Raw genomic sequence first — 24,912 nt, forward strand, 5'->3', positions numbered from 1 at the left:
CCGCGGGAGTCTCCGGGCGTCAGCCCTTCACCGCTCCGCTCATGATGCCCGCGATGAGCTGGCGTCCGGCGAGCAGGAACAGCACCAGCAGCGGGATCACCGAGAGCACGGCGCCGGCCAGCACGATCGAGTAGTCGACGTAGTAGCCCGACTGCAGCTGCGCGAGCGCCGTCTGCAGCGTCGGATTCGTGGGGCTGAGGACGATCAGCGGCCAGAGGAAGTCGGTCCACGCCATCATGAACGTGAAGAGCCCGAGGATCGCCATCGCCGGTCGTGCCGCCGGGACGGCGACGGTGAGGAACGTCCGGAACTGGTTCGCTCCGTCCACGCGCGCCGCCTCGATCAGCTCGTCCGGGATCACGTCGACCAGGTACTGCCGCATGAAGAAGACGCCGAACGCGGTGACCAGCGTCGGCACGATCACGGCGCCGAGCGAGCCGGTCCAGCCGAGCTGCCGCATCAGGATGAACAGCGGGATGATGCCCAGCTGCGTCGGGATCGCCATGGTCGCGACGACTCCGATCATCAGGCCGTCGCGCCCGCGGAACCGCAGCTTCGCGAAGGCGTAGCCGGCGAGCGTCGAGAACGACACGACCGACAGCGTGATGATCCCCGAGACGATGACGCTGTTCAGCAGCGCCGTCCAGAACGGGATCGCCGTCAGCACCTGCGAGGCGTTGGCGAGGAAGTTGCCGCCCGGGACGAGCGGCAGGGTCTCGCTGCGGGTCGCGTTCGAGCCGCTCGCCACGACGAACGACCACCACAGCGGGTAGGTCGAGCCGAGGATGAAGGCGCTCAGCAACCCGTACGTGAGGAAGCCGGGCCGGTCGACGCGACCGGCGCGGGAGGCGCGGACGCGGCGCACCGGGAAGGCGGCGGAGGTGGCGGGGGCGGTCATCGCTCGCTCTCGTTCTGGCCGAGGCCGGTGGTGGTGAGCAGGGGGTCCGCGGCGGCGATCTCGTCGGCGGTCGCGGGGCGGGCGGAGCGGCGCTTCGAGCGCTGCGAGATCCGGTTCTCGACGGAGGCGATCCGCCGCGAGATCGCGAAGTTCAGCAGGCCGATCAGCACGATCAGGAGGAACAGCAGCCACGCGATCGCGGCCGCCTCGCCGAAGTTCTGGCGGAAGAACGCCATCTCCCAGAGGTAGAGGACGGTGGTCTGGAACTGCCGGTCCGACCCGCCGATGCCGCCCGCGTTCGACACGTCGAACAGGCGCGGCTCGGCGAAGATCTGCAGGCCGCCGATGGTGGCGGTGATGATCACGAAGATCAGGGTCGGCCGGATGCTGGGGATCGTGATCGAGCGGAAGCGGCGGAACGCGTTCGCCCCGTCGATCGCGGCCGACTCGTGCAGCTCGCGCGGCACGGCCTGCATGCCGGCGAGGAGGATGAGGGCGTTGTAGCCGGTCCAGCGCCAGTTGACCATCGTCGCGATCGCGACGTGGCTGGCGAGGCGGTCGTTGGTCCACTCGATCGGGCTGATGCCCACCAGGCCGATCAGGTTGTTGATCAGGCCCTCCTGGTCGCTGAACACGCTCGAGAAGATCAGCGCGACCGCGACCGGCGAGACGATGTACGGCAGCAGGACGCTCATCCGCCAGAAGGTGCTGGCCCGCAGCGCCTGGTCGAGGGCGGCTGCGAGCAGCAGCGCGACGGCGAGCTGCGGGATCGTGGAGAGCAGGAAGATGCTCAGCGTGTTGACGATCGAGTTCCAGAAGAAGCGGTCGCCGAGCACGGCCGCGAAGTTCGCGAACCCGACGAAGTCGCCCTGGCCCTGCAGCAGCTGCCAGTCGTAGAGCGACACGACGAGCGTATAGACCAGCGGGAACGCTCCGGTGAGCGCGAAGAGCAGGAAGAACGGCGAGATGTAGAGGTAGGGCGAGGCCTTCACGTCGAAGCGGCTCGCGCGCTGGCGGAAGGTCAGCGGGAGTCGGGGCGCCGGGCGCCGCTTCCCCGCGGGGGGCGTCGCCGTGGTCGGCGGGGTGAGTGTGCTCGTCATGGCGCTCTCTTCGAGGTCGAGTCGGAGTCGGAGGGGTGCGGCGGGGCCGGCCGGGAGGGTCTCGGGCGGCGGGGCCGGAGTCTCTCGTGCGGCGGGGCCGGCCGGGAGGAGTCGCGGGCAGCGGGGCCGGAGAGGCCTCGGCCGGCGGGCGGCAGCGTTTCTCCCGTGCGGCGAGGTGGCCCGGGATGCGGGCGGCCCGGCCGCACGGGGACCGGGAGGTCCGGTGGCGGCCGGACCTCCCGTGATGGTGGGGCCTCGTCCCGGAGGGGTCAGCCCCCGGGTGTCGGCCCGACCGGATCAGTCGACGAGCTCACCGAGGAGCTGGAGCGCCTCGTTCCAGCCCTCCTTGCCGTCGATCTCGCCGCGGTCGACCTTCTGCAGGACCGGTCCGAAGACGTTCTCCTGGATCAGCGAGTCGTCCGGGCCCTTGTACTGGGCGACGACGCCCTCGGCGCGCTGCGCGAGGATCGCGCCGGTCGGGGAGTCGTTCATGCCGGGGTCGGGAGCGGCCGCGGAGGCGAGCTCCTTCTGCGCGTCGAGGGTGCTCGGGAACGGTCCGGCCGCCTCGAACGCCTTCAGCTGCTGCTCCGGCTCGCTGAGCCACGACGCCAGCGCGGCGGCCTCGGCGGGGTGCTTCGACTGGGTCGGGACGGAGAGGAACGAGCCGCCCCAGTTGGCGGGGCCGCCGGGGAAGACGTCGGCGAAGTCCCAGCCGGTGGCCTCGGCGTTCCCGCCGCCGGCCTCGACGTTGCTCTTCAGCGTGCCGAACATCCAGCCCGGGCAGACGAAGGTGGCGAAGGTCTGGTCGGTGAACGACTTGCCCTTGTTCCAGTCCCACGCCTTCTGCGCGGCCGAGAGGCCGGAGGCGGTGGCGTCGGTCAGCTGGCCCCAGCGCTCCTCGAGCTCCGGGTTGCCCTCGACGTTCAGCTCGCCGTCGGAGGTGTAGTACCCCTCGGGCAGCTGGTTGACCATGGCGTTCCAGACGAATCCGGAGTGGTCGAACCAGGCCTTGCCGGTGGCGTCGTGGTACTTCTGACCGGCGGCGAAGTAGTCGTCCCAGGTCGCGTCCGGTCCGCCGAGCATCTCGGCGACGGCGGCGCGGTCGGTGGGCATGCCCGCTGCCTCGAAGGCGGCGGTGTTGTAGCAGAGGCCCTCGGGTCCGATGTCGGTGCCGTAGCCGATGACGCGCCCCTCGGGGTCGGTCGCCTGCTCGTACTTCCAGTCGACCCAGTCGGCCTTGCGGTCCTCGATGCCGTGGTCGCGCAGGTCGACGAACTGGTCCGAGACCTCCATGACGGAGCCGAGCCAGCCCTCCTCGATGGCGACGACGTCGGCGAGTCCGGAGCCGGCGGCGAGCTTGGTGAACGCGTCGGTCCGCGCGTTGCCGCCGGTGTCGATGTTGTTCGGGACGATGGTGATCCCCGGGTTGGCGTCCTCGTACTCGCCGTAGAGCTCGTCGAAGCCCATGGCGTTGAACGTGGTGACGGTCAGCTCGATCTCGCCGCCCTCGGAGGCGTCGGATCCCGACGAGCATCCGGTGACGATCAGGGCGAGGGCCGAGGCGCCGGCGATCGCCGCGGCGATCCTGGTGCGTCGTGAATAGGGCACGGTCACTCCTTCGTGATGGTGGTGGGGCACCCCTGCGAGCGCTCTCACGCGTGCTGTTCCGCGTATGTGAGAGCGCTCTCACGAGGTGTGCGGCGAGCTTACGCACGCCCCCGCGGAGAGGTCAAGCGTTTTCGAGAGAGCGCTCTCATCCACTTGTTGGTCCCCGCCCAGCCGCGCGCCTCCCCGCCGCCCTCGCCCCGCGAGAACGCAGAAGTCGCGGTACTCGAACGCGAGTACCGCGACTTCCGTGGACTCACCGCCCTCTGCCGATCGAGTAGCGGCTACTCGACCAGCAGGCCGACCTCAGCCCACCAGCACCGCGAAGCCCTGCGCGGGCAGCTGCACGGAGACGGCTCCGGACGGCGACGTCTCGCTCACGAGCGCGCCGTCCTGCGAGTAGACGCGCAGCGTGCCGGAGCCGCCCGAGACGCCGATCGCCGTGGTGCGCACTCCGTCGGTGGAGTTGCGGATCAGCTCGGTGCGGCCGCCCTCTCCTCCGACCACGAGGCGCGTCACCAGCGGGCGCACCAGCAGCGCGTCGAGGCGCGTCTGCCCACTCAGCGGGCGGACCTGGACACTCGTCGATCCGGTCGGCACGGTGCGGCGGAGCTTCTCCGGGAGCAGCGCGCCCGACGCCTCCGTCACCCCCTGCGACCCGACGGTCGAGCGGAGCAGGTCGAGCGGCCGCTTCCCCGACGTCCAGACGCTCAGCGGCGTGCGCTCCGTGCCTCGCTGCGGCTGGTCGATGACGGCCTCCACCACGCGGTCCTGCGTGGACGGGCCGATCGGGATCGAGATCGCGCGGCGCGGGTCGGTCAGCGAGAGGTACGAGCCGCTCCAGCCGGCCTCCCCGGTCCAGGACGACTCGGGCGTGACGACGGTGCCACCGCGCGCGCTCTCGGCCTCGACCAGCGTCAGCCCGTCGCGCGAGCGCTCGGTGGCGACGGAGCGGGCGCGGTCGGCGACCTCCGGGTGCGCGTCGAGCGCCAGCATCGCCAGCAGGCCGTGGATGGTGCTCTCGGCGCCGCTGTTGCTGTTGACGGACCCGTCGGCCTGGACGCCGTCGAAGACGACTCCGGTGGCCGGGTCGTAGACCGGGCCGAGGCTGCGGTTCAGGCCGAAGAACCAGGCGCCCTGCACGGCCGCGAGGTCGGTGAAGGCGCTGGAGCCGGTGGCGTCGGCCAGGGCGAGCGAGTTCTGCAGGCGGGAGTCGGCTCCGTACGCGATCTGCACGCGGTCGGTCGGAGTAGGGTTCCAGCCGTTGTCCGGGCCGCCGGCGGTGAGCAGCTCCGGAGCGAAGCGGGCTCCGTCGACGAGCGCGGGCTCGAGGAGCGAGGAGTCGTCGAGCGCCGCGGACGACGCGGCCAGGCCGCCGGCCATCTGCGACGACCAGGAGTGCCAGAGCGTGCGCGACTTCGTCCACGGGAGGATCGCGCCGTACGGCCAGGCGGTGGTGTCCGCCTCCGTGGTCGTGGTGCGGGCGTAGGCGGCGACGCCCTCGGCGAGCTCGGCCGTGCTCGTGCGCACCGCGGAGTCGTCGGGGGCGGCCTCGAGGTAGGCGGAGAGGCCGAGCAGCGCCTCCGAGGTGGCGTCGGCGCCGTCGACGATCAGCCAGGCCGGCACCTGCACGCCGTCGGCCTGCGCGTACTCGCCGTAGCGCGTGAGCACCTCGCGGTCGACCGCCGCGACGCCGAGGCGCAGCCGCTCCTGCAGGAAGGCGGCGAACTCCGGGTCCGTGTCGCGGAACGCCGCGTAGCCCTCGCCGAGCGCCCAGAGCGTGCGGGCGAGCCAGTAGCTGTCCTCGGAGTCGCTCGGGTCCGGCAGCTCGACCGGCTCGGCGCTCGCGTTGAGCTCCCCGTCGGTCTGCATCCAGAGCACCACGTTCCCGGCGTCGTCGCCCTCAGTGGTCTGGAAGTAGGCGAGGGCGCGGAGCGTCTCGAAGGCCTTCTCGCGGCTCTCGGTCGACCCGGTCTGCTGCCAGTGGCGGAGGTAGACGACCGCGGCGCGCGAGATGTCGTCGGTGTTGAACGCGCCCTGCTCGTAGTCGCCGGTCGCCGGATCGAGGCGGCCGCCGCCCACGCGCTCGAAGGTGCCGCCGTCGCGGGCGTCGGCGTAGGTCCACGGCATCACCAGGGTCGGCTCCTCGTCGAGCCGGTAGGTGGTGTGGCCGGGCTCGGGCACCGGAGTGGCGGTGTCGAGGAGGAAGTCGAGGTGCGCCGTGTTCGTCAGCGGCTCGGCCGCCTGTGCGGGGGTCGCGCCGAGGGCGAGGCCCCCGACGGTGAGGGCGGCGGCGGCCAGGACGGCCGCCGATCTGGTGAGCGTGTTCGTCATCGAACTCTCCTTGGGTGGGGTGTGAGGGGCGGATCTCGATAGGCCCGCGATACGGGCTGCTCGATCAGCGGGAGGCGCCGGCGGACTCGATCAGCGGCGTCAGCCGTCCGTGCGGACGAGGCGGGCCGCGCCGATCTTCGAGTCGGCCATGCCGTAGAAGACGTAGTGCTGCCCGTCGATCTCCTCGATCGCCGTCGGGAAGACGACGTTCGGGACGATCCCGCTGCGCTCCTCCTCCGTCTCGGCCTCGAGCAGCGGCTCGGCGGTGCGCGCGATCACCCGCGACGGGTCGTCGCCGTCGAGGAGGATCGCTCCGGCCGAGTAGTTCACGTGCTGCTGCTGCGCGAAGGCGCTGTCGATCACTCCGGTCACCCCGTGGTGGATGAGCAGCCACCCCTCGGGCACGCGCAGCGGCGCGGGGCCGCCGCCGACCTTCAGCTCCTCGAACGGGAACTCCGGGCCGGCGAGGAACCGGTGCCGGGTCCAACGCGTGAGGTTCGCCAGATCCCGGTCCACCTCGTCCACCGGCACGTAGCTGATCCAGATGCTCTGCCGCGGGTCCTCGATCCCGGCCGGGAGGCGCACGCCCTCGCCCGGCCGCGTCTCGCCGAGGTCCCACATCGGCCGGTGCAGCACGGCGAACGAGCGCGTGCCGTCCGGTGCTTCGACGATCTCGGGGAAGAACACGCAGTCCTTGTTGTGGAACAGGCCCAGGTCGATGTCGAGCGCGTCGTCGTAGGCGAAGGTCACCGGGCCCAGGCGCCGCCAGGCGCGGAGATCCTCGGACACGGCGAGCGCCGTCCGGGGCCCGAGCGGCCCGTAGGCGACGTAGGTCATCACGTGCAGGCCGAGCGCCTCGATGAAGGTGATCCGCGGATCCTCCACGCCTGCGTTGTGCGCGCCGCGCTCGAAGCCGCGGTCGGGCGCGAGCACGACGCCCTCGCGCTCGACTCCGACGGGCACGCCGCCCTCGACGATCACGCGGGCGAGCCCCACGCGGGAGACGTTGCCGGCGGCGACCATCCGGGGCAGGAGGTAGAGCTCGCCGTCGGGTCCGCGGCCGCTGCCGGGGTTGAGCACCCCCTCGGCTTCGAGCTCGTCGCCCGGGGCGGGCTCCATCACGACGCCGACGCGCTCGAGACGGTAGGGGACAGTGGTGAGGGTGGGAGACATGGTCAGCCTTTCACTCCGGATCCGAGATCGGTCGAGACGAAGTAGCGCTGGAACACGATGAACAGCACCACGACGGGCGCGGCGAGCACGACGGCTCCCGCGAGGATCGCCCCGAACGGGTTGTCGGTCGACGACGCCACGTTCGAGATGTAGTTGGCCAGGGACACGGCGAGCGGCTGCAGCGACGCGTCCTTGGTGATGAGGAACGGCCAGAGGAACTCGTTCCAGGGGCCGATGAAGGTCAGCAGCACGGCGGTCACCAGCGCGGGCCGCACCAGCGGGAGCGCGATGGTCCACAGCAGCTTCAGCTCGCCGGCGCCGTCGATCCGGGCCGCCTCGAACAGCTCCTTGGGGAGCTGCAGGAAGTACTGCCGGAAGATGATCACCGCCGTCGAGTTGATGGCGAACGGCAGGATCATCCCGAGGTGGCTGTCCGCGAGGCCGTAGTCGCGCGCGATCAGCACGTAGAGCGGGATCTGCAGCAGCTGGAACGGGATGACCTGCACCAGCAGGGCGAGCGCGAACACCGCGTTGCGCCCCCGCCACTGCAGCATCGCCAGCGCGTAGCCGGCGAGGACGCCGAAGAACACCGTGCACAGCAGCACTCCGCCGGTGAAGATCCCGGAGTTGACCAGGCCGGTGAGCAGGCTGATCCGCTCGTTCACGTTGACGTAGTTGTCGAGCGTGAGGTTGCCCGGCTCCGGGATCGCTCCCGCCAGCGTCGGGTCCGGATCCGTCTGCAGGGAGCCGACGATCATGTAGTAGAAGGGGAAGAGGAAGACGATCGCGCCGATCGCGAGCACCACTCCCCGCAGGATCACGGCTCCGCGGCTCGAGCCGACGGGGCGCCTCCGCGGCGACGTCTCCGGGGCTGTGGCGGCGGGCACGGCCGAGGCGGCGCCTCCGGCACTGGACAGGGTGCTCATGAGTTCCTCTCCCCCGCGAAGCGGTTCTGCAGATAGGCGATGACCAGCACCAGCAGCACCAGGACCACGCCGATGGCCGAGGCCACGTCGGGCTGCCCCTGCTGGATCCCGAGCTGGTACATCAGCAGCACGGGCGAGGCGGACGCGCCGTTCGGGCCGCCTCCGCCGGTGAGGAGGTAGGGCTCGGTGAAGAGGTTCGCCCCGGTGACGGTCGACACCAGCAGCACCAGGAGGGTCGCCGGCCGCACGCTCGGCACGGTCACCGACCAGAACTGGCGGATGCGTCCGGCGCCGTCGGTCGAGGCCGACTCGTAGAGCTCCTTCGGCACGTTCTGCAGCGCCGCCAGGTACAGCAGGATGTAGAACCCGAGCTGCTTCCAGGTGACGTAGAGCGCGATGATCGGCATCGCGAGCTGCTCGTTGATCAGCCACGACGGGTTCGGCGCGAGCGGCCCGAGGAGGCTGTTGACCAGCCCGTTCCCGTTGAAGAGGAACAGCCACACGCCGACGACCGCGACGCTCGCCGTGACGTAGGGCACGTAGAAGCTGACGCGGAGGAACGTCCGCAGGTGCACGACCTTGTCGAGCGCCGCGGCGAGCAGGAGCGAGAGCACCACCGTCAGCGGCACGTTGATGACCAGGAAGATCCCGATGTTGCCGAACGAGCGGATGACCTGCGGGCTCGAGAACGCCGTGACGAAGTTGTCGAGCCCGACGAACGGCCGCTCCACCTGCACGCCGGGAGCTGCGAAGAAGAAGTCGTGGAACGCGATCCAGACCGAGTAGACGACCGGGAACGCGAAGACCGCGAGCACAAAGAGGAGGTAGGGGCTGCCGAACAGCAGCCCGAGGGGCTGGGGCCCGAGGACGCGGTGCAGGAGGCTCCGCTTCCCCGGCGCCCCGGCCGGCGCGGGCCGGCGGGTGAGGGTGGTCACGGCCGGGTCACTGCTGGCCGGCGAGCCCGGTGACGGTCTCGGCCGCTCCGTCGAGCGCCGACTTCACGTCGCCCTCGCCGAAGATGACCGTCTTGCCCCACGCGTCGCGGATCGCCTGCAGCATCTGCACCGTGTTCGGCCCCGACGGCACCTCGATGGTGCGGCTCGCCTGGTCGCCGAAGCGCTGGTAGGCGGGGTTCGCCTCGAAGTAGTCGGCGTAGGTGGTCTGCAGGTCGGTGCGCAGCGGCATCTGGCCGGTGGTCTCGAGCAGCGAGCGGTCCTGCTCCTCGCTGGTCGCGAACTTCAGCACCTCCCAGGCGGTGCCCTTGTTGGCGCAGGCGGAGTAGAGGCCGACGTTCTTCGCGTCGCTGAAGGTCCAGGTGTCCTCAGCGGGCGTGCCGTCGGGGGTGGGCACCGAGACGGAGCCCCAGTTCAGGTCGTCGTAGACCGAGACCGCCCACGGGCCGACGATCGACATCGCGGCCTGGCCGTCGGCGAAGGCGTCGCCCTGGTACTGCTCGCGGCCGGCGAGGCCCCGGTCGTAGAGGCTCTTCCAGAAGTCGGCGACCTCGTAGCCCTCGTCGTCGGCGAAGGTAGCCTTGCCGTCCTCGACGAGGCTCGTCCCTCCGGTGGCCGCGGCGTAGAGCGGCATGAAGTCGAACTGGGTCTGGAAGAACTCGCTGGTGGGCGCGGGCTGGATCGCGGCGGGCGCGGCTCCCGACTCAACCAGCGTCTTCGACGTGGCGAGGAAGTCGTCGTAGGTCGACAGCGACGGGTTCTCGGGGTCGAGTCCCGCCTTCGCGAAGAGGTCCTTGTTGTAGAAGATGACGACCGGGTTGCTCTTCCACGGCATCTGGAAGTACTCGCCGTCGGCGTTCTGGTACTGCTCGGCGAGGTCGCCGCTGCGGGTCTCGATGTAGTCGGCGCCGCCGTCGAACTTCGACAGGTCGACGAGTCCGCCCTGGCGCTCGAACTGGCCGACCGCGCTGGGGGCCGTGTTGAAGACGAGGCACGGCGCGTTGCCGGCCGTGATCGCCGCTCCGATGACCTCCTCGCTGCTCTTGCCCGCGGGGATCTCCTGCCCGGTGATCTCCTCGTCCGGGTGGTCCGCGTTCCACGCGTCGACCATCGCCTTGCCCCACTGCACCTCCTGCTCGTTGTTCGAGTACCAGATGGTGATCGGGCCGGTGGCGGTGAGGTCGGTCGACGCTCCGCCACCGCCGCTGCAGGCGGTGAGGGCGAGGGTCGCGAGGGAGGCGGTGGCGATCCCGGTCAGCCAGCGTCTCGTCGTCGAGGGGGCCATGGTGTTCTCCTTGTCCGGCGTGCGCGACGGTGCGCACGCGTCTTCAGTGGGTCGACGGCCGCGGAGGAGCGGTCGAGTGGCGCACCACGAGCCCGGCGGGCTCGAGGTCGACGTCGGGGGCGCTGCCGGACTCGATGAGGTCGAGCAGCGTGCGGGCGGCCTCCTCGCCCCAGCGCGCGGGGCGCGTGCGGGCCGAGGTCAGCGACGGGTAGACGTGGGCGGCGATCTCGGAGTCGTCGAAGCCCGTGATCGAGAGGTCGTCGGGGAGCCGGAGCCCGCGGGCGTGAGCGACCCCGAGGCCGGCGATGGCCATGGGGTCGTTGCCGAAGACGATCGCGGTGGGCGGGGTCGGGCTGTCGAGGAGCCGCTCCGTGGCCGCCGCACCCTGCTCCGCGCTGAAGTCGGTGGCGACGAGCGCGGTGGGCTTGAGCCCCGCGTCGGTGCAGGCCCGCGTGAAGGCTTCGCGGCGGCGGGAGGAGTGGAGCAGGTGGTCCGGCCCCGCGACGTGGGCGATGCGGCGGTGGCCGAGCTCCGCCAGGTGCCGGACGGCGTCGGCGATCCCGGCCGAGTCGTCCATCACGACGGCGGGTGAGGAGGAGCCCTCGAGGCGCCCGAGCGTGACGGCCGGGATCTGCAGCTCGGCGAGCAGCGCCGGCCGGGAGTCGTCCTGCCGGAGGTCGGTGAGGAACACGCCGTCGACGCGGCGGTCGGCCGCGAGCGTGCGGTAGACGGCCTCCTCGGAGGCGCCCGGGTCGACGACGCTGAGCACCAGCACGCGGCCGCGCTCGGCGAGCACCCGCTCCACTCCCGAGATGAAGGAGGGGAAGAACGGGTCGGCCGCGATGACCGCCGGGTCGCGCGCCACGACGAGGCCCACCGCGAAGGAGACGCTGGTGGAGAGGGAGCGGGCCGTGAGGCTGGGCCGGTAGCCGAGCTCGGCGGCGACCCGGAGGATCCGCTCGCGGGAGTCGGGCGAGACGCCCGGCCGGTCGTTGAGCGCGAACGAGACGAGCGCCTTGCTCACGCCGGCCTCGCGCGCGACGTCGAGGATCGTCGGTCTGCCCGCCATGGGAGCTCCTTCGCTCGTCGCCGCGTCTGAACCGGTTTTGTAAACCGGTTCAGAGCACCGTAGCAGGGTGGTGCGCGGAGGAGAAGAGGGAGGTGGATGAGGCGGTGCTCGTGCCACCTGGGGCGTGATTCCCGCCTGTCCCCGGTGCTGGGACGTGGACGCGGCGGCCGATCGCTACGGTGTCGGACGCCTGTGCAGGGGCGCCCGGGATGGCCGCCGAGCGAGTGGCTCCAGGCCGCTCACGGAACCGTCGTACGGCGGAATCTGAGAGCCCTCCGCGTCCCGACTCCGGCGCGTCCGCCTGGTGCTGGAGTGTCCCGGAGCCCGGTGACCCCGCAAGCACTCCCCCGACCCGAGAGAGAGAACGATCATGGCCCGCCCCCACACCGCCAGCCGCACCACGAGCGAGCAGCGCACCGAGCACGCCGAGCAGTACTCGGCCGGAGCCCGCTACGCGTCGGAGGCGTTCGGCACCTTCCTTCTGGTCGCCGGCGGCGTCGGCACCGCGGTCTTCGCCTCCGCCTTCCCCGACTCCGGCAATGCCCTCGGAGTCGGCTTCCTCGGCGTCGCCCTCGCCTTCGGCCTCACCGTGATGGCCGGCATCTACGCCGTCGGCCACATCTCCGGCGGCCACTTCAACCCCGCCGTCAGCATCGGTCTCGCCATCGCCGGCCGCACCGAGTGGAAGCACATCCCCGGCTACATCGTCAGCCAGATCCTCGGCGGACTCGTCGGAGCCGCAGTGGTCTTCCTCGTCGCCGCCGACGGCCCCGCCGGTTACCTGGCCGCCGCACGCGACTCCGGCTTCGCCTCCAACGGCTACGGCGCTGGATCGCCCGGCGGCTTCGGCCTCGGCGCGGTGATGCTGACCGAGATCGTCCTGACCGCCGTCTTCGTCGCCGTCATCCTCTCCGTCACCGCCAAGAGCGAGTACAAGGCCGTCGCGCCGCTGGCCATCGGCTTCACGCTGACGCTCGTGCACCTGATCAGCATCCCCGTGAGCAACACGTCGGTGAATCCGGCGCGGTCGATCGCTGCGGCGGTGTTCGCAGGGCCGGATGCGCTGGGCCAGGTGTGGGTGTTCATGGTGGCGCCGATCGTAGGTGCGGCGATCGCGGGGGTCGGGACGAAGGTACTGAACCGGCGGAAGTAAGGGGTTGAGGGGGCGTGCCGGCATAGGCGCGTCCCTTCGGACGAGGGGACGTAGACGCTCTCCACCCACCTCGGAGGAGACCCGGCTGAAGCCGCGCTCCCTCAGCCTGGTCTCGGAAGCAGGTAGAGCGGTCGAGAATCGGCCTCGCCCGTGGAAGTGCCAGGAGGGCGGCGTGTCCGTCCTCGGCTCCTTCGAGGAGCGCTTTCTTCCCGAATCGTTCGACTGCGGTCTTGCTCCCCGAGGTGGTCTCGCCGGAGACGTGCCGACGGTGCATCCCTCCGGTGGTGAGCGCGTCGAGGTGCACCCGAACGCCACGAACTACCGTTCGTGCGTTAGCAGACCAACTCGCCGTGGCACGGCTCCGCCTCGGAAACTCCCTTAGATGCGCGGAGCGAGACGTCCGCTGCGAGACGTCTTCCTGAGACGGGCGCGCACGCGAGATCCGTTGAGCCCCAGCGAGTTGCAGGCGAGGCGGCCGCGTGTCTCAGCAACCTGAGGGATGTTAGACCCCATCGCGGCAAGTTTTGGTGTCAGTCTCCACGCTGACGGCCTTAGTAGCCCGAAGCTGATCATTCGCGGTGACCAGCCCCCTATCGAAGCCGAGGCATCAGCAGCGAAGTGAGTACTAATCTGGTCGTCCCGCTAATCGGCGACGTCCGCGCCGGCTCTCGACACAAGCGTTCCGGGTGCGTGCCGGCAGGAGCAACAAACGAGGAGCGTCACGATCGTGCCGACGATAAAGGACCACAACGTGGCCTGGCTAGCGGCCACCTCGAATTAGTTCGCGTATCTAACGCAGCCCTTATCCATGCTGGGCACGATGTGGTTGCACCGAGGGCTGCCGTCACTCAACACCCATATCTGCAGCGGCCAGGAGAAGACGGTCACCGCAATGAGCCCGTATGCCAACGCGTGCGGGAGCGCCTCGCGTCTTGTAAATCTGACCTCGTTCCCGCGCGGCCAGGTGAAGCTCCACAAGACCACGGCGACGATGAGTCCCAGGAGGCCGTCGAGAGGCTCCCACGCGCCTTCCGTCACGATAAATCCAACGCTGACCGTCGGAATGGCAAGGAACAACGCCGCCGGATCCACTCGATCGCTCAACCGTTGCACCTTTCATTCGAGGCTCGTCACGATCAGGCTACTCGCCCAAGGTGAATCAAGGTCAGTTTGCGTCCCTCCCGGATGTGTCGGCGCACGGTCGCGCAGATCTCCTGCCGATTTGAACCAGCTCGAGCTGGATGAGTGCTCGACACCATCCAGAGGCAGACCAACGGCCAGCTCCGCGCCACGGAGCAGACAATCAGCAACCCGGAGCCGAGGGTCAACGAGCTTCGAGTTGCCGAGGCGCGCCGCCAGGCTCACGCCGCCAGCAGGTGCCGGTGTGAGCAAGTTCCCCCAGCCATACCCGATCAAAAGCGACTCGAACGGCTTCCATCCTCTGTAGTCTGGATGGAAATGCTGGATAAGCGGAAGGGGAAGTCGATGGCAGGGCCCTGGCTGTCGGCCGACGACATCGCTGGCCATCTCGGCATCACCAAAGACACCGTATACGCCTGGATCGCCGGCAAGGGGATGCCCGCCCACAAATTCGGGCGGCTCTGGAAGTTCCAGGTCTCCGAAGTCGATGAGTGGGTACGGCGCGAGAGCGCTTCGGACTCTGACATCCTGGGCTCGACGCGGAGGGACTAAGTGCGCATCATCGACAATGTCAACGAGCTGCTCGGCGACGACATGAGGGCAGAGGTCAGACCCGGTTCCAAGCTGCGCATCGCCGCCTCGACGTTCTCGATCTTCGCGTTCGAGGCGCTCAAGCGCGAGCTGTCGCAGATCAAGGAGCTGGAGTTCATCTTCACCGCTCCGTCATTCAACACCGTGAAGGCGACCGACAGGCCCTTGCCGGAGCGTCGTCAGTTCGAGGTACGGCACGGTCGTGGCTCGGAGTCGACCCTGTACGGTTCTGAGTTCGAGATCCGCCTACGGAACAAGCTCCTGCAGCGGGCCATCGCCCGCGAGTGCGCCGAGTGGGTGCGCGAAAAGGTCACCTTCCGCTCGAACCGGACGGGTTCCCCAATGCAGCCGCTCGCTGCTGTGGATGGTGCGGCGGCATACTTCCCAATCCAGGGCTTCACAACCGCGGACCTCGGCTACGAGCGCGGGCCGGCGACGTCGAACTACGTCACCAAGTTCGAGGGCCCGAGCGAGACTCGCCAGTTCGTGCAGCTCTTCGACCAGATCTGGCACAACTCGGAGCAGCTCGACGACGTGACGCATACGGTCCATGACCACATTGCGAGCGTCTACGCGGAAAACTCGCCGCAGCGGGTGTACTTTCTGATTCTTTACAACCTCTTCTCCGAGTTCCTCGACGACATCTGCGAGGACGTGCTGCCGAACGACCTGACCGGCTACCAGGGCACCGAGATCTGGAACGCGCTCTACAACTTCCAGAAGGACGCCGCGACGGGCGTCATCAATAAGCTGGAGACCTACAACGGCTGCATCCTCGCCGACTCGGTCGGTCTGGGGAAGACATTCACCGCGCTCGCCGTCATCAAGTACTACGAGCTACGCAACAAGTCAGTGCTTGTGCTTGCGCCGAAGAAGCTTACCGAGAACTGGACAAACTACAACGCAAATCTGACGACGAACATCTTCTCGCAGGATCGCTTCAACTACGACGTGCTGGCCCACACTGACCTCTCGCGCGAGTCGGGGGAGTCACTTGGCATCCCGCTCGACCGGGTAAACTGGGGCAACTACGACCTCGTGGTCATCGACGAGTCCCACAACTTCCGCAACGCGGACTTCACGACCGAAAAGGAGACGCGGTATCAGCGCCTGATGCGCAAGGTGATCCGCGAGGGCGTGAAGACGAAGGTACTGATGCTGTCGGCGACACCCGTGAACAATCGTTTTAACGACCTACGTAACCAGCTCGCGCTGGCCTACGAGGGAGACTCCGCACAGCTTGCCGCGAAGCTCAATATCTCCACGACGGTGGAAGAGGTTTTCCGTCAGGCGCAGCGCGCCTTCAACGAGTGGTCGGACTTGCCGCGCGAGGATCGCACAGCAGAAGCGATCCTGTCGCGCCTAGATTTCGACTTCTTCGAGCTGCTCGACTCGGTGACAATCGCGCGCTCGCGCAAGCACATCCAGGCGTTCTATGATACCTCCGACATCGGTGCATTCCCGGAACGGCAGCCGCCGAAGTCGGTGCACGCGCCGCTGACCGATCTGCCGGAGGCTCCGACGTTCAATGAGATCTTCGACCAGCTCCAGTCGCTCACGCTCGCGGTCTACGCGCCGCTCGCCTACGTCTTCCCAAGCCGGACCGACAAGTACGAGCTGCTCTATGGCAACATCGGCGGGGGCCACAACGTCGCGGGCGGCTCGGTCGCGAACCTCGGTGCAGTGAACCGCGAAAAAGGCATCCAGAAGCTGATGACCGTCAACCTCCTGAAACGGTTGGAGAGCAGCGTGGAGGCATTCCGCCTCACGCTCAACCGTCTGGAGATGACCGTCGCGGAGGCGCTGGAGGCGATCGATAACCACGCCAGCGCGGTCACAGACGTCGCATCGAGCCTGGCCGACCTGGATGCCGACGACGACGGTTTCGAGTTCCCCACGAGCGGTACCGTCGGCAAGAAGGTGCAGATCGACCTCGCAGACATGGATGTCGAGTCCTGGAACCGGGATCTCTCCCACGACGGGCTCGTCATCTCTCGACTCCTCGCCTCGGTCGAAGCGATCACCCCCGAGCACGACCTGAAGCTGCGCATCCTTAAGGAACTGATCGAGGCGAAGTTCGCCGAGCCGATCAACCCCGGCAACCGCAAGGTGCTGATCTTCTCGGCCTTCGCTGACACAGCCTCCTACCTCTACCGGGAGCTCAGTCCAGCGCTGAAGCATCGCGGCTACGAGTCGGCGCTGGTCACTGGCCAGGGCAACCCGAGCACGACACTCGGCAAAGGCTTCGGTTACCAGCAGGCTCTTACCCTGTTTTCCCCGCGCTCGAAGCAGCGCCATCTCGTGATGCCCAAGGAGTCGAACGAAGTCGACGTGCTCATCGGCACGGACTGTATTTCTGAGGGCCAGAACCTCCAGGACTGCGACTACGTCGTCAACTACGACATCCACTGGAACCCGGTCAGGATCATTCAGCGCTTCGGCCGCATCGACCGGATCGGATCAACGAACGAGCGCATCCAGCTCGTGAACTTCTGGCCCGACATCTCCCTCGACGACTACATCAACCTCAAAGAGCGCGTCGAAAACCGCATGATCATCGCCGACCTCGCCGCGACCGCCGATGACAACGTGCTCACTCACGAGTCGAGCGATGCCGCATTCCGCAAGGAGCAGCTCCGCAAGCTCCAGGACGAGGTCATCGAGCTGGAGGACGTACGTACCGGTATCTCCATCACCGACCTCGGGCTCAACGATTTCCGCATGGACCTGCTCGGGTACACCAAGGAGTATGGTGACCTGGCAGGCACGCCCAAGGGCCTGCACGCCGTCGTGCCGGCCAATCGCGAGAAGGGGCTCAAGCCAGGTGCACTGTTCGCACTCCGGAACATCAACGCCGACGACTTGCTGCACCGCGGCAACCGCCTGCACCCGTATTACCTCGTCTACCTCGACGACGAGGGCAACGTTATCGCCGATCACACTGAGGTGAAGTACCTCCTTGACCTCATCCGAGCCGGATCCCGCAACCACGACGAGCCCGCCTGGGAGGTGTGCCGGGTCTTCAACGCGGCCACCCGCGACGGCGCGGAGATGGGCAAGTACAGCGCTCTGCTCACCGAGGCGATCCGCTCCATGATCGACGTGACAGAGGAACGCGATGTCGACAGCCTCTTTAGCCCCGGCCACACCACCGCGCTCGTGCAGACCATCGCCGGGCTCGACGACTTCGAGCTGATTGCCTTCCTCGCTATCGTCGAGGAGCCGGCCGATGACTGAACCCGTCCTGTACCGCTGGCCCCAGGCCGCAAAGTTCGGCCGCGTCGTGCCTAAGACGAAGTTCTTCGAGCACGGCAACGTGCGCACCGCGCTGCGCGAGAGATTTATCGAGGACATCCAGCGCGTCACCTGGGCCTACAAACTCGCCGAATCAACAATCCCGCTGAAAGGCACCAAAGCGGTGCCGGAGATCCAGGTCTTCACCGTCGAGACGAAGGGCGGCGATGTCGGCGACGACGTGTTGACCGCCATCGACAAGGCGGTCCACTTCCCGATCCTCTTCGAGGTGTTGAGAGGCGATGTCGTGCGCATGGTCGCAGCGCACAAGACGCTTGGCGGCGCGACCCCGAAGGTCGGTTCCTTTTTCACGACCGCGTGGCTTCCGCTCGATACCGCCCGCACTCCGCTGCCGACCGCCATCGACTTGGCTACCCTCTACGAGGCGCTGCTGGCCCCGCTGCTCCCCGTCGCGTCACGCCGCGGCGAGTCCGTGTCGGCTGCCACCGAGAGAATGCAACGGGCCAAGAAGTTCCAGCGCGAGATCGCTGCACTGGAGCGTAAGCTCCGCACCGAGCCGCAGCTCAACCGCAAGGTAGAGCTGCGGCGAGCACTGAAGGACAGTCAGGCCGCACTCGCGGCACTGGTATGAGCGCACCAAGAGGAACCCGATGGAAATGCCGGAGAAGCTGGAACTGCAGTCGGTCGACGCCACAAGGAAGAACGTCGAGGCGATTGCGGCCCTCTTCCCGAACGTCGTGAAGGAGGCGCGCGACGCGGACGGTGAACTGATCCACCGCGTCGACTTCGAGGCGCTCCGCCAGGAGCTGGACGACTACGTGGTGGAGGGCAAGGAGGTGTATCAGATCGACTGGCCGGGCAAGCTCGAGGCGGAGTTCCTCTCGAACACCCCCACGGCGAAGACGCTCCGGCCGAATCGTTCGGACTCGGTCGACTTCGACACCACGAGGAACCTCTTCATCGAAGGGGATAACCTCGAGGCGCTGAAGCTCGTCCAGGAGTCGTATCTCGGCAAGGTGCGGCTGATCTACATCGATCCGCCCTACAACACCGGGAGCGACCTCGTTTACCATGATGACTTCGCGTCCTCGAAGCAGGAATACCTCTGGAAGTCCGGGCAGGTGAACGACACGGGCGAAAAGCTCGTCGCGAACACGAGCGCGAACGGTCGCTTCCACTCCGACTGGCTCAGCATGGTCTATCCGCGCCTCCGGCTCGCAAAGCGGTTCCTCGCGCAGGACGGCGTCATCCTCGTCAGCATCGGCGACGCCGAGCAGGCGTCGTTGCGCCGGCTCATGGACGAGGTCTTCGGCGAGCAGAACTTCATCGCGCAGCTCGTATGGGAGAAGGGGCGCAAAAACGACGCGAAATTCTTTTCTACCGGGCACGAGTACGTCATGGTCTACGCAAAGTCGCAGTTATACCTGCGCGAGCAGAAGACGAAGTGGCGAGAGGAGAAGCCGGGCGCGCGGGAGATCTGGGACGAGTACCTCCGTCTCCGCGAGATGCACGGTGCGGACGATTCCGCCATCGAGAAGGACCTCTCTGCCTGGTTCACGGCGTTGCCGCGCACCGACCCGTCGAAGAAGTGGGCGCGCTACAAGCGGGTCGATGCGAACGGTCCGTGGCGTGACCGAGACATCTCTTGGCCGGGTGGGAACGGGCCGACCTACGACGTCGTTAACCCGGCCACAGGTCAGGCGGTGAAAGTACCCGAGGCTGGCTGGCGCTACAGCAGTCCTGACGAAATGAAGCGTCAGATCAAGCTCGGGCTGGTCGCATTTCGCGAGGACGACCCGACCGCATCGCCGTTCCGAAAGGCACATTTGCGTCCCGTCGCGGATGAGACGGTTGATGTCGAGGACGACGAGGCCGAAGAGACCGAAGACGAGGCGGAGCTCGCGACACAGGTCAGAGGAACGTACTTCTACAAGCAGTCGCAGGTGTCGGTGAAGCACCTTCGGGCCCTCATGGGTGCGAAGGTCTTCAACAACCCCAAGGATCATGAGGCGCTGTCACGGCTGTTCGAGTACGTGCTCAATGGTCACGACGGGATCGTCCTCGACTTCTTCGCCGGCTCCGGCACGACCGCCGAGGCCGTCTTCGAGCTTTGCGCTCGAACGGGTCTGAACTGTCCGGTCGTGCTTGTGCAGCTCCCGGAGTCACTCGAAGACAATCTAAAGACTGCGACTGGGGCAGCGAAGACCACGATCCAGAACGCCATCCGGCTACTGGAGAAGCTCGGCAAACCGCTGACGATCGCTGAGCTGACCAAGATCCGAATCGCCAATGCTGGCACGGCTATCCTTCGCGACCGGAAGCCCTCCAGCTGGAACGGCGACGTCGGTTTCCGAGCCTTCACGATCGCCACGAGCAACTACGTGCCGGTGTCGGCGACTCCGGACAGGACCGATCAGACTCAGCTTGCGGGGCTCGTCGAGACCTTCAGGGCCGATCGCACGAGCGAGGACATCCTCTTTGAGGTGCTCATGAGCTACGGGCTCGAACTGTCAGCGCCGGTCACCGTCGAACAGGTCAACGGTCATGAGGCCCTGGTAGTGGACCCGGAGGTCACTGCACTCATCGCGTGCCTGGATGACGCAGTCGATGATGCGCTCGTGCGGGAGGTCGCGAAGCGGCAGCCTTTGAAGGCTATCTTCAAGGACTCCGCGTTCGCATCGGACTCTGCGCGCATCAACGCGAAGCAGATCTTTCAGGAGCTTTCGCGCGACACCGACTTCAAGGTCCTGTGAGCCGATGAAGCTCCAGTTCAAGGTCCAGGAGTATCAGACGGCCGCGGTCGATGCCGTGATCGACTGCTTCCGTGCGGTGCGCCGGCAGCCGTATGCCGATGGCGTGAAGTACAAGATCGACCCCGGCAAGATCGACAGTACGCCAGCGTCGGACCCGAACGCGGCGTCGATGCTCGCCGGACTCACGTCCGCGCCGCCCGAGCCGCCGAAGGAACTCGGACCCGGTCTTCGCAACACCGAAGTCGTACTGAGTCAGGCGGAGGTACTTGAGAACATTCACGCAGTGCAGCGTCGCACGCGGGGGCTGCCCCTCTCACCTAGCGTCATGACGAGCCCTGCCGCGGGTCTCAACCTCGACGTCGAGATGGAGACCGGCACCGGCAAAACCTACGTCTACACCAAGACGATCATGGAGTTGCACCGGCAGTTTGGCTGGTCGAAGTTCATCGTCGTCGTCCCGAGCGTCGCCATCCGCGAAGGCGTCAAGAAGTCTTTCGAGATCACCGCTGACCACTTCCTCGCCGAGTATCGGACGCAGGCCCGCGCCTTCGTCTATGACTCTGACCACCTGGAAGACGTCGAGACTTTCGCCTCCGATGCGGGCATCCAGGTCATGATCATCAACGCGCAGAACTTCAACCGGGATGCGAAGAAGGCCACCGGCGACACCGACCAGAAGGGCAAGGCGTCGGGCCTCAGGATGTTCAAGGTCCTCGACGGCTTCAAGTCTCGCCGTCCAATAGACGTCATCGCAGCGAACCGGCCGATCCTCATCATCGACGAGCCGCAGCGCCTCGGCAGCAACCCGAACCGGCCGAGCGAGACGCTGAAGGCTCTCGGGCATTTCAACGCACTCTTCGCGCTTCGCTATTCAGCGACCCACGCCATCGAGCACAATAAGGTGCATCGTCTCGATGCTCTCGACGCCTACAACAAGAAGCTCGTCAAGAAGATCGCCGCGCGCGGCATCAGCGTCAAAGGTCTCGTCGGCAGCAGCGCGTACCTCTACGTCGATGGCATGGAGCTCGGTAAGGGCGCCGACTTCCCAAAGGCGCGCGTCGAGCTGGAAGTCCAGGCCCGCGGTGGCGGCATCACGCGCAAGACGGTCAAGCTCAAGAAGGGCGACCGGCTGCACGACATTTCCGGCGGTATCGAGGCATACAACGGTCTCGTGGTCGACGACGTCGACGCGATCGCGAACACCGTGACCTTGATCGACGGCCAGGCACTTCAGGTAGGCCAGGTCACCAACGACGTGACCGTTGAGCAGAAGCGCCGACTGCAGATCCGGGAAGTCATCCGCGCCCACTTCGACAAGGAACGCCAGCTCTTCAGGCTCGGGATCAAGGCGCTCTCCCTCTTCTTCATCGACGAGGTCGCGAAGTACCGCGATTACGAGCGACCGGACCGAATGGGCGACTACGCCCGAATGTTCGAGGAAGAGTACGAGGCACTCAAGGGGGAGAAACTTGGCGAACTCGACCTCGACGAATCGTCCGGCCTATACCGCGCGTTCCTCGAGCGCGACACCGTCGGGGACATCCACAACGGCTATTTTTCCAAGGACAAGAGCGGGCGCTGGATCGACAGCGACAGCTCGGATGCGTCAGACGAGCGGCAGGGCGTCTCGAAGGATGCGGAAGCATACGACGCGATCCTTCGCGACAAGGAGAAGCTGCTTGATCCGGACTTCCCACTACGGTTCATCTTCAGCCACTCCGCGCTCCGCGAGGGCTGGGACAACCCGAATGTATTCACCCTCGGTTTCCTCAAGAAAGCGACGGCCAGCGATTCCCGTAGGCAGGAAGTTGGACGAGGGCTTCGCCTCGCCGTCGACCAGCACGGCGACCGCGCCGACAATCCCATGACTGTTCACGAGATCAACGTCCTGACTGTCGTGACCGAGGAGTCATACGTCGATTTCGTCGCAGGATTCCAGAAGGAGACCCTCGGTCTGCTCAGTGCGAGGCCGCGAAAGGCGGAGCCGGAATTCTTCGTCGGCGCGGTGCTCCGCGATGGCGCAGCTGGAACTGAGCACAAGATCTCCGAAGAGGAGTCGAAGCAGCTCCAGCGTTGGCTGCAGAAGCATGACTTCGTCGACCTCGACGACCAGCTCGCGGAGAAGTGGGTCGGGAGGGCAGGCCCCCCGGAGATCCCGCCCCTACCCGACGCGCTCCAGCCGTATCTCTACCAGGTCGCCGAGCTGATCGACTCACTCAACGTGCAGGCACCTAAGGTCGACGACGGTCGAAAGACGAAGACGATCCCGAGGAACGAGACGAACTTCTCCAAGCGCGAGTTCCTAGACCTATGGGACCGGATCAACCGGCGCGCCATCTACCAGGTCAACTTCGACTCGCAGCAGCTGATTGACAACTGTGTCTGGGTCCTGGATTCCTCACTGCATGTCGCGCGCTTGCAGTACGTCGTCGTCCAGGGCGTCCAGCGTGACGTGATCGAGGTCGAGCATTTGACGACCGGGGAGAGCTTCAAGGTCTCGCGGACGAAGACCGAGGAGTCGTCGCTGAGCGCGAACTCGACCGTCTCGTATGACCTGCTCGGCGAGATCTCGGAGAAGACGCACCTCACACGGCGAAGCTGCTCCATGATCCTTTCTGGCATCATGCCGTCGACCTTCGAAATGTTCCGCCAGAACCCGGAGCAGTTCATCACGGAGGCATCTCGCCTGATCAACGAGCAGAAGATCGCGACGGTCGTGGCCGACATCGAGTACGATATCCTCGACGACCGTTATGACCTATCGCTCTTCACGGAGGCGCAGACAGGGCAAGATCTCGCGAAGGCCGTGCACACGCCGAACCGGAACGTCTACGAGTACGTCATCGATGACTCCGAGGTCGAGCGCGCATTCGGTGCGGCCCTCGACGTAAGCGAGGAGGTCGTCGTCTATACGAAGCTCCCGCGCGGCTTCAAGATCCCGACTCCGCTCAATGACTACAACCCAGACTGGGCGATTGCCTTGAAACAAGGCACGGTCAAGCACGTCTATTTCGTCGCCGAGACGAAGGGCTCGCTCTCCTCGCTCGAGCTCCGCCCCGCAGAGAAGGCGAAGATCGATTGCGCCAAGAAGCTCTTCAAGAGGCTCAACGAGGTCGCGGGCACCCCCGGCATCAAATACGACGTCGTCCGCAGTTACGATGACCTGCTGCAGCTTGTAGGAGCGTAGGCCGGATGGTCATCGAGCTGTATTTCTCTCAGCACTTCGGGGTATCGCCGAAGGTGCTGGAGGACTACGGCGCGTTCGACGTGAGCCTCGCCTCCGATTTGCCTCTCTTCGTCGACCCCTTCCTGCTCTTCAACAGCAAGAAGCAGGAGTACCGCGATCTACACGACGGAATGATCCGCTACCTCATATTCCTCCGCGACCGGGCCGCCCCCGATCTCGATCCGGGGCTGATCAAGTCCTGGTACATGTTCCAGGAGGTGAAGCAGAACTGGCTCGGGTTCACCGTCCTCGGCAACTCGGGGAGCGGACTCGGCAAGGACTTCGCCCGCGCGCTCCACAGCTCCCTTGGCTCGATCCTGAAGGGGTTCGGTTCGGAGTCGATCACTAAAGGTGCCCACCTGGAGAAGCTCGCGCTCATCAAAGAGGGCGTCGGACGCGACAACATCAGCGACTTCACCACGAACCTCATCAAGCGCTATCTACTGGAGTACACCCAGGCGTTCGCGCAGGCGCATCTGTCGGAGGACCGGCGTGGCACGTTCTCGGTCGCCCGAGCGGTCTTCAACTACGAGACCGAGAACTGGGAGTCGCGCCAGTACGAACTGCCCGCGCTCGGCGGGGACTACGTCCTGCTCACCCCGGCCGACATGCTCACCAAGGACGACACATGGATCAGTCGCTCTGACCTTGTGCGCGAGTTCAGCAGCATCCCCGACGCCATCGAAGACGACCAGCTTCGCGCGCAGGTCAACAACTACCTCTTCAAGAAGCTGAGTGACAACCCTACGAAGAAAGAGTACTCGGACCTGGCGGCAGCGGCGATCCTCCAGTTCCCCGAGGTCATCGACTACTACATCCGCCAGAAGGAGAACACCGGGGAGCAGGCAGTCGGCCTCAGCGCGCGACGGCGGCAGGAGGTCTTCGAGATCCTCGTGCAGATGGTGCAGAAGGTCGTCGAAGACATCCGCGCCAATACTTCGCTATACTTGACGCCGGTCAATAGCTACGACGAGGCGCTGATCCGCGCCAACGGCTTCAAGCAGTACGTCGAGAACCAAGACGGCTACCGGCTCCTCAACAAGCCCGGCCGGGAACGCCCTCTCGCCACGGAGAAGGAAGTCCAGCTCTTCTTCGGCCTCATCTTCTTCGGCAGCGAGTTCGACGTGAACCGCGAGGTCAACAATGGCCGGGGTCCCGTGGACTTCAAAGTGAGCAAAGGGGCCGTCAACAAATCGCTGATCGAGATCAAGCTCGCCAGCAACAGCCAACTGAAGCGGAATCTCCAGAACCAGGTCGAGGTCTACGAGAAGGCGAACAGCACGCGCACCTCGGTCAAGATGATCGTCTGTTACACGGAGGCGGACGTCGCGAGGGTCGATGCCGTCCTGAAAGAGTTGGATCTCCGCGGCGAGAAGTCGATCGTCGTCATCGACGCGCGCGCCGACAACAAGCCCTCGGGCTCGAAGGCCTGATCGCGACCGCTTCCGAGC

Annotated in this window: 17 protein-coding genes; 7 read left to right on the forward strand and 10 right to left on the reverse strand. The window is 66.7% G+C overall.

What is annotated here, in order from left to right; genetic code table 11:
* Positions 1-19: 19 nt before the first annotated feature.
* The 9 genes from C5C71_RS02130 to C5C71_RS02170 all read right to left on the reverse strand — a co-directional run bounded on the left by C5C71_RS02130 (position 20) and on the right by C5C71_RS02170 (position 11,343).
* Positions 20-898, reverse strand: a complete 879-nt coding sequence (locus C5C71_RS02130; RefSeq protein WP_104223961.1) for a carbohydrate ABC transporter permease — start codon at positions 896-898, stop codon at positions 20-22.
* Positions 895-1,998, reverse strand: coding sequence for a carbohydrate ABC transporter permease (locus tag C5C71_RS02135; protein WP_104337066.1), 1,104 nt, complete (start codon positions 1,996-1,998; stop codon positions 895-897). The genes C5C71_RS02130 and C5C71_RS02135 overlap by 4 nt, the downstream gene beginning before the upstream one ends.
* Positions 1,999-2,295: 297 nt before the next feature.
* Complete coding sequence (locus C5C71_RS02140) at positions 2,296-3,606, reverse strand: ABC transporter substrate-binding protein (protein ID WP_104224001.1); 1,311 nt, start codon at positions 3,604-3,606, stop codon at positions 2,296-2,298.
* A 303-nt stretch (positions 3,607-3,909) separates the two neighbouring features.
* Entirely contained in the window at positions 3,910-5,937 is a 2,028-nt protein-coding gene (locus C5C71_RS02145) for a hypothetical protein (RefSeq protein ID WP_104337067.1), read from the reverse strand.
* Positions 5,938-6,036: 99 nt separating this feature from the next.
* Entirely contained in the window at positions 6,037-7,110 is a 1,074-nt protein-coding gene (locus tag C5C71_RS02150; RefSeq protein ID WP_104337068.1) for a glycosidase, read from the reverse strand.
* A gap of 2 nt (positions 7,111-7,112) precedes the next feature.
* The gene (locus C5C71_RS02155) at positions 7,113-8,036 is read right to left on the reverse strand and encodes a carbohydrate ABC transporter permease (protein ID WP_104337069.1); all 924 of its coding nucleotides are present in this window, start codon (positions 8,034-8,036) and stop codon (positions 7,113-7,115) included.
* Complete coding sequence (locus C5C71_RS02160; protein WP_104223956.1) at positions 8,033-8,971, reverse strand: carbohydrate ABC transporter permease; 939 nt, start codon at positions 8,969-8,971, stop codon at positions 8,033-8,035. Before C5C71_RS02160 ends, C5C71_RS02155 begins: the two co-directional genes overlap by 4 nt.
* 7 nt (positions 8,972-8,978) lie before the next feature.
* The gene (locus C5C71_RS02165; RefSeq protein WP_104337070.1) at positions 8,979-10,274 is read right to left on the reverse strand and encodes an extracellular solute-binding protein; all 1,296 of its coding nucleotides are present in this window, start codon (positions 10,272-10,274) and stop codon (positions 8,979-8,981) included.
* Between the two features lie 43 nt (positions 10,275-10,317).
* A complete protein-coding gene (locus C5C71_RS02170) occupies positions 10,318-11,343 on the reverse strand; it encodes a LacI family DNA-binding transcriptional regulator (protein WP_104337071.1) in 1,026 nt (341 codons plus the stop codon).
* Positions 11,344-11,713: 370 nt separating this feature from the next.
* On the opposite strand from C5C71_RS02170, the gene aqpZ reads away from it, so the two are divergent.
* On the forward strand, positions 11,714-12,496 hold the full coding sequence (aqpZ, locus tag C5C71_RS02175; RefSeq protein WP_104337072.1) for an aquaporin Z: 783 nt from the start codon (positions 11,714-11,716) through the stop codon (positions 12,494-12,496).
* Positions 12,497-13,273: 777 nt separating this feature from the next.
* Here aqpZ and C5C71_RS02180 read toward each other — a convergent pair.
* A complete protein-coding gene (locus C5C71_RS02180; RefSeq protein WP_146084409.1) occupies positions 13,274-13,600 on the reverse strand; it encodes a hypothetical protein in 327 nt (108 codons plus the stop codon).
* A 381-nt stretch (positions 13,601-13,981) separates the two neighbouring features.
* Between C5C71_RS02180 and C5C71_RS18105 the strand changes: the two genes are divergently transcribed.
* The 6 genes from C5C71_RS18105 to C5C71_RS02210 are packed head-to-tail and all read left to right on the forward strand — an operon-like array spanning position 13,982 to position 24,894.
* Positions 13,982-14,188: a helix-turn-helix domain-containing protein gene (locus C5C71_RS18105; RefSeq protein ID WP_104337117.1), complete on the forward strand. Its 207-nt coding sequence runs from the start codon at positions 13,982-13,984 to the stop codon at positions 14,186-14,188.
* Positions 14,189-17,464 carry a helicase-related protein gene (locus C5C71_RS02190; protein WP_104337074.1) on the forward strand — a complete coding sequence of 1,092 codons (3,276 nt, stop codon included), beginning with the start codon at positions 14,189-14,191 and terminating at the stop codon, positions 17,462-17,464.
* Positions 17,457-18,113, forward strand: coding sequence for a DUF4391 domain-containing protein (locus C5C71_RS02195; protein ID WP_104337075.1), 657 nt, complete (start codon positions 17,457-17,459; stop codon positions 18,111-18,113). The genes C5C71_RS02190 and C5C71_RS02195 overlap by 8 nt, the downstream gene beginning before the upstream one ends.
* 25 nt (positions 18,114-18,138) lie before the next feature.
* Positions 18,139-20,235: a site-specific DNA-methyltransferase gene (locus C5C71_RS02200; RefSeq protein ID WP_104337118.1), complete on the forward strand. Its 2,097-nt coding sequence runs from the start codon at positions 18,139-18,141 to the stop codon at positions 20,233-20,235.
* Positions 20,236-20,239: 4 nt separating this feature from the next.
* A complete protein-coding gene (locus C5C71_RS02205) occupies positions 20,240-23,422 on the forward strand; it encodes a DEAD/DEAH box helicase family protein (protein WP_104337076.1) in 3,183 nt (1,060 codons plus the stop codon).
* 5 nt (positions 23,423-23,427) lie between these two features.
* A complete protein-coding gene (locus C5C71_RS02210; protein ID WP_219814141.1) occupies positions 23,428-24,894 on the forward strand; it encodes a hypothetical protein in 1,467 nt (488 codons plus the stop codon).
* Positions 24,895-24,912 lie beyond the last annotated feature (18 nt).

The organism is Rathayibacter sp. AY1C1 (assembly GCF_002932105.1).
Lineage (GTDB): Bacteria > Actinomycetota > Actinomycetes > Actinomycetales > Microbacteriaceae > Rathayibacter.

Excerpts from the sequence above, each read along its gene's own strand:
- C5C71_RS02130 (WP_104223961.1), bottom strand. The coding sequence starts at position 898 with ATGACCGCCCCCGCCACCTCCGCCGCCTTCCCGGTGCGCCGCGTCCGC.
- C5C71_RS02135 (WP_104337066.1), bottom strand. The coding sequence starts at position 1,998 with ATGACGAGCACACTCACCCCGCCGACCACGGCGACGCCCCCCGCGGGG.
- C5C71_RS02145 (WP_104337067.1), bottom strand. The coding sequence starts at position 5,937 with ATGACGAACACGCTCACCAGATCGGCGGCCGTCCTGGCCGCCGCCGCC.
- C5C71_RS02150 (WP_104337068.1), bottom strand. The coding sequence starts at position 7,110 with ATGTCTCCCACCCTCACCACTGTCCCCTACCGTCTCGAGCGCGTCGGC.
- C5C71_RS02155 (WP_104337069.1), bottom strand. The coding sequence starts at position 8,036 with ATGAGCACCCTGTCCAGTGCCGGAGGCGCCGCCTCGGCCGTGCCCGCC.
- C5C71_RS02165 (WP_104337070.1), bottom strand. The coding sequence starts at position 10,274 with ATGGCCCCCTCGACGACGAGACGCTGGCTGACCGGGATCGCCACCGCC.
- C5C71_RS02170 (WP_104337071.1), bottom strand. The coding sequence starts at position 11,343 with ATGGCGGGCAGACCGACGATCCTCGACGTCGCGCGCGAGGCCGGCGTG.
- aqpZ (WP_104337072.1), top strand. The coding sequence starts at position 11,714 with ATGGCCCGCCCCCACACCGCCAGCCGCACCACGAGCGAGCAGCGCACC.
- C5C71_RS18105 (WP_104337117.1), top strand. The coding sequence starts at position 13,982 with ATGGCAGGGCCCTGGCTGTCGGCCGACGACATCGCTGGCCATCTCGGC.
- C5C71_RS02195 (WP_104337075.1), top strand. The coding sequence starts at position 17,457 with ATGACTGAACCCGTCCTGTACCGCTGGCCCCAGGCCGCAAAGTTCGGC.
- C5C71_RS02200 (WP_104337118.1), top strand. The coding sequence starts at position 18,139 with ATGCCGGAGAAGCTGGAACTGCAGTCGGTCGACGCCACAAGGAAGAAC.
- C5C71_RS02205 (WP_104337076.1), top strand. The coding sequence starts at position 20,240 with ATGAAGCTCCAGTTCAAGGTCCAGGAGTATCAGACGGCCGCGGTCGAT.
- C5C71_RS02210 (WP_219814141.1), top strand. The coding sequence starts at position 23,428 with ATGGTCATCGAGCTGTATTTCTCTCAGCACTTCGGGGTATCGCCGAAG.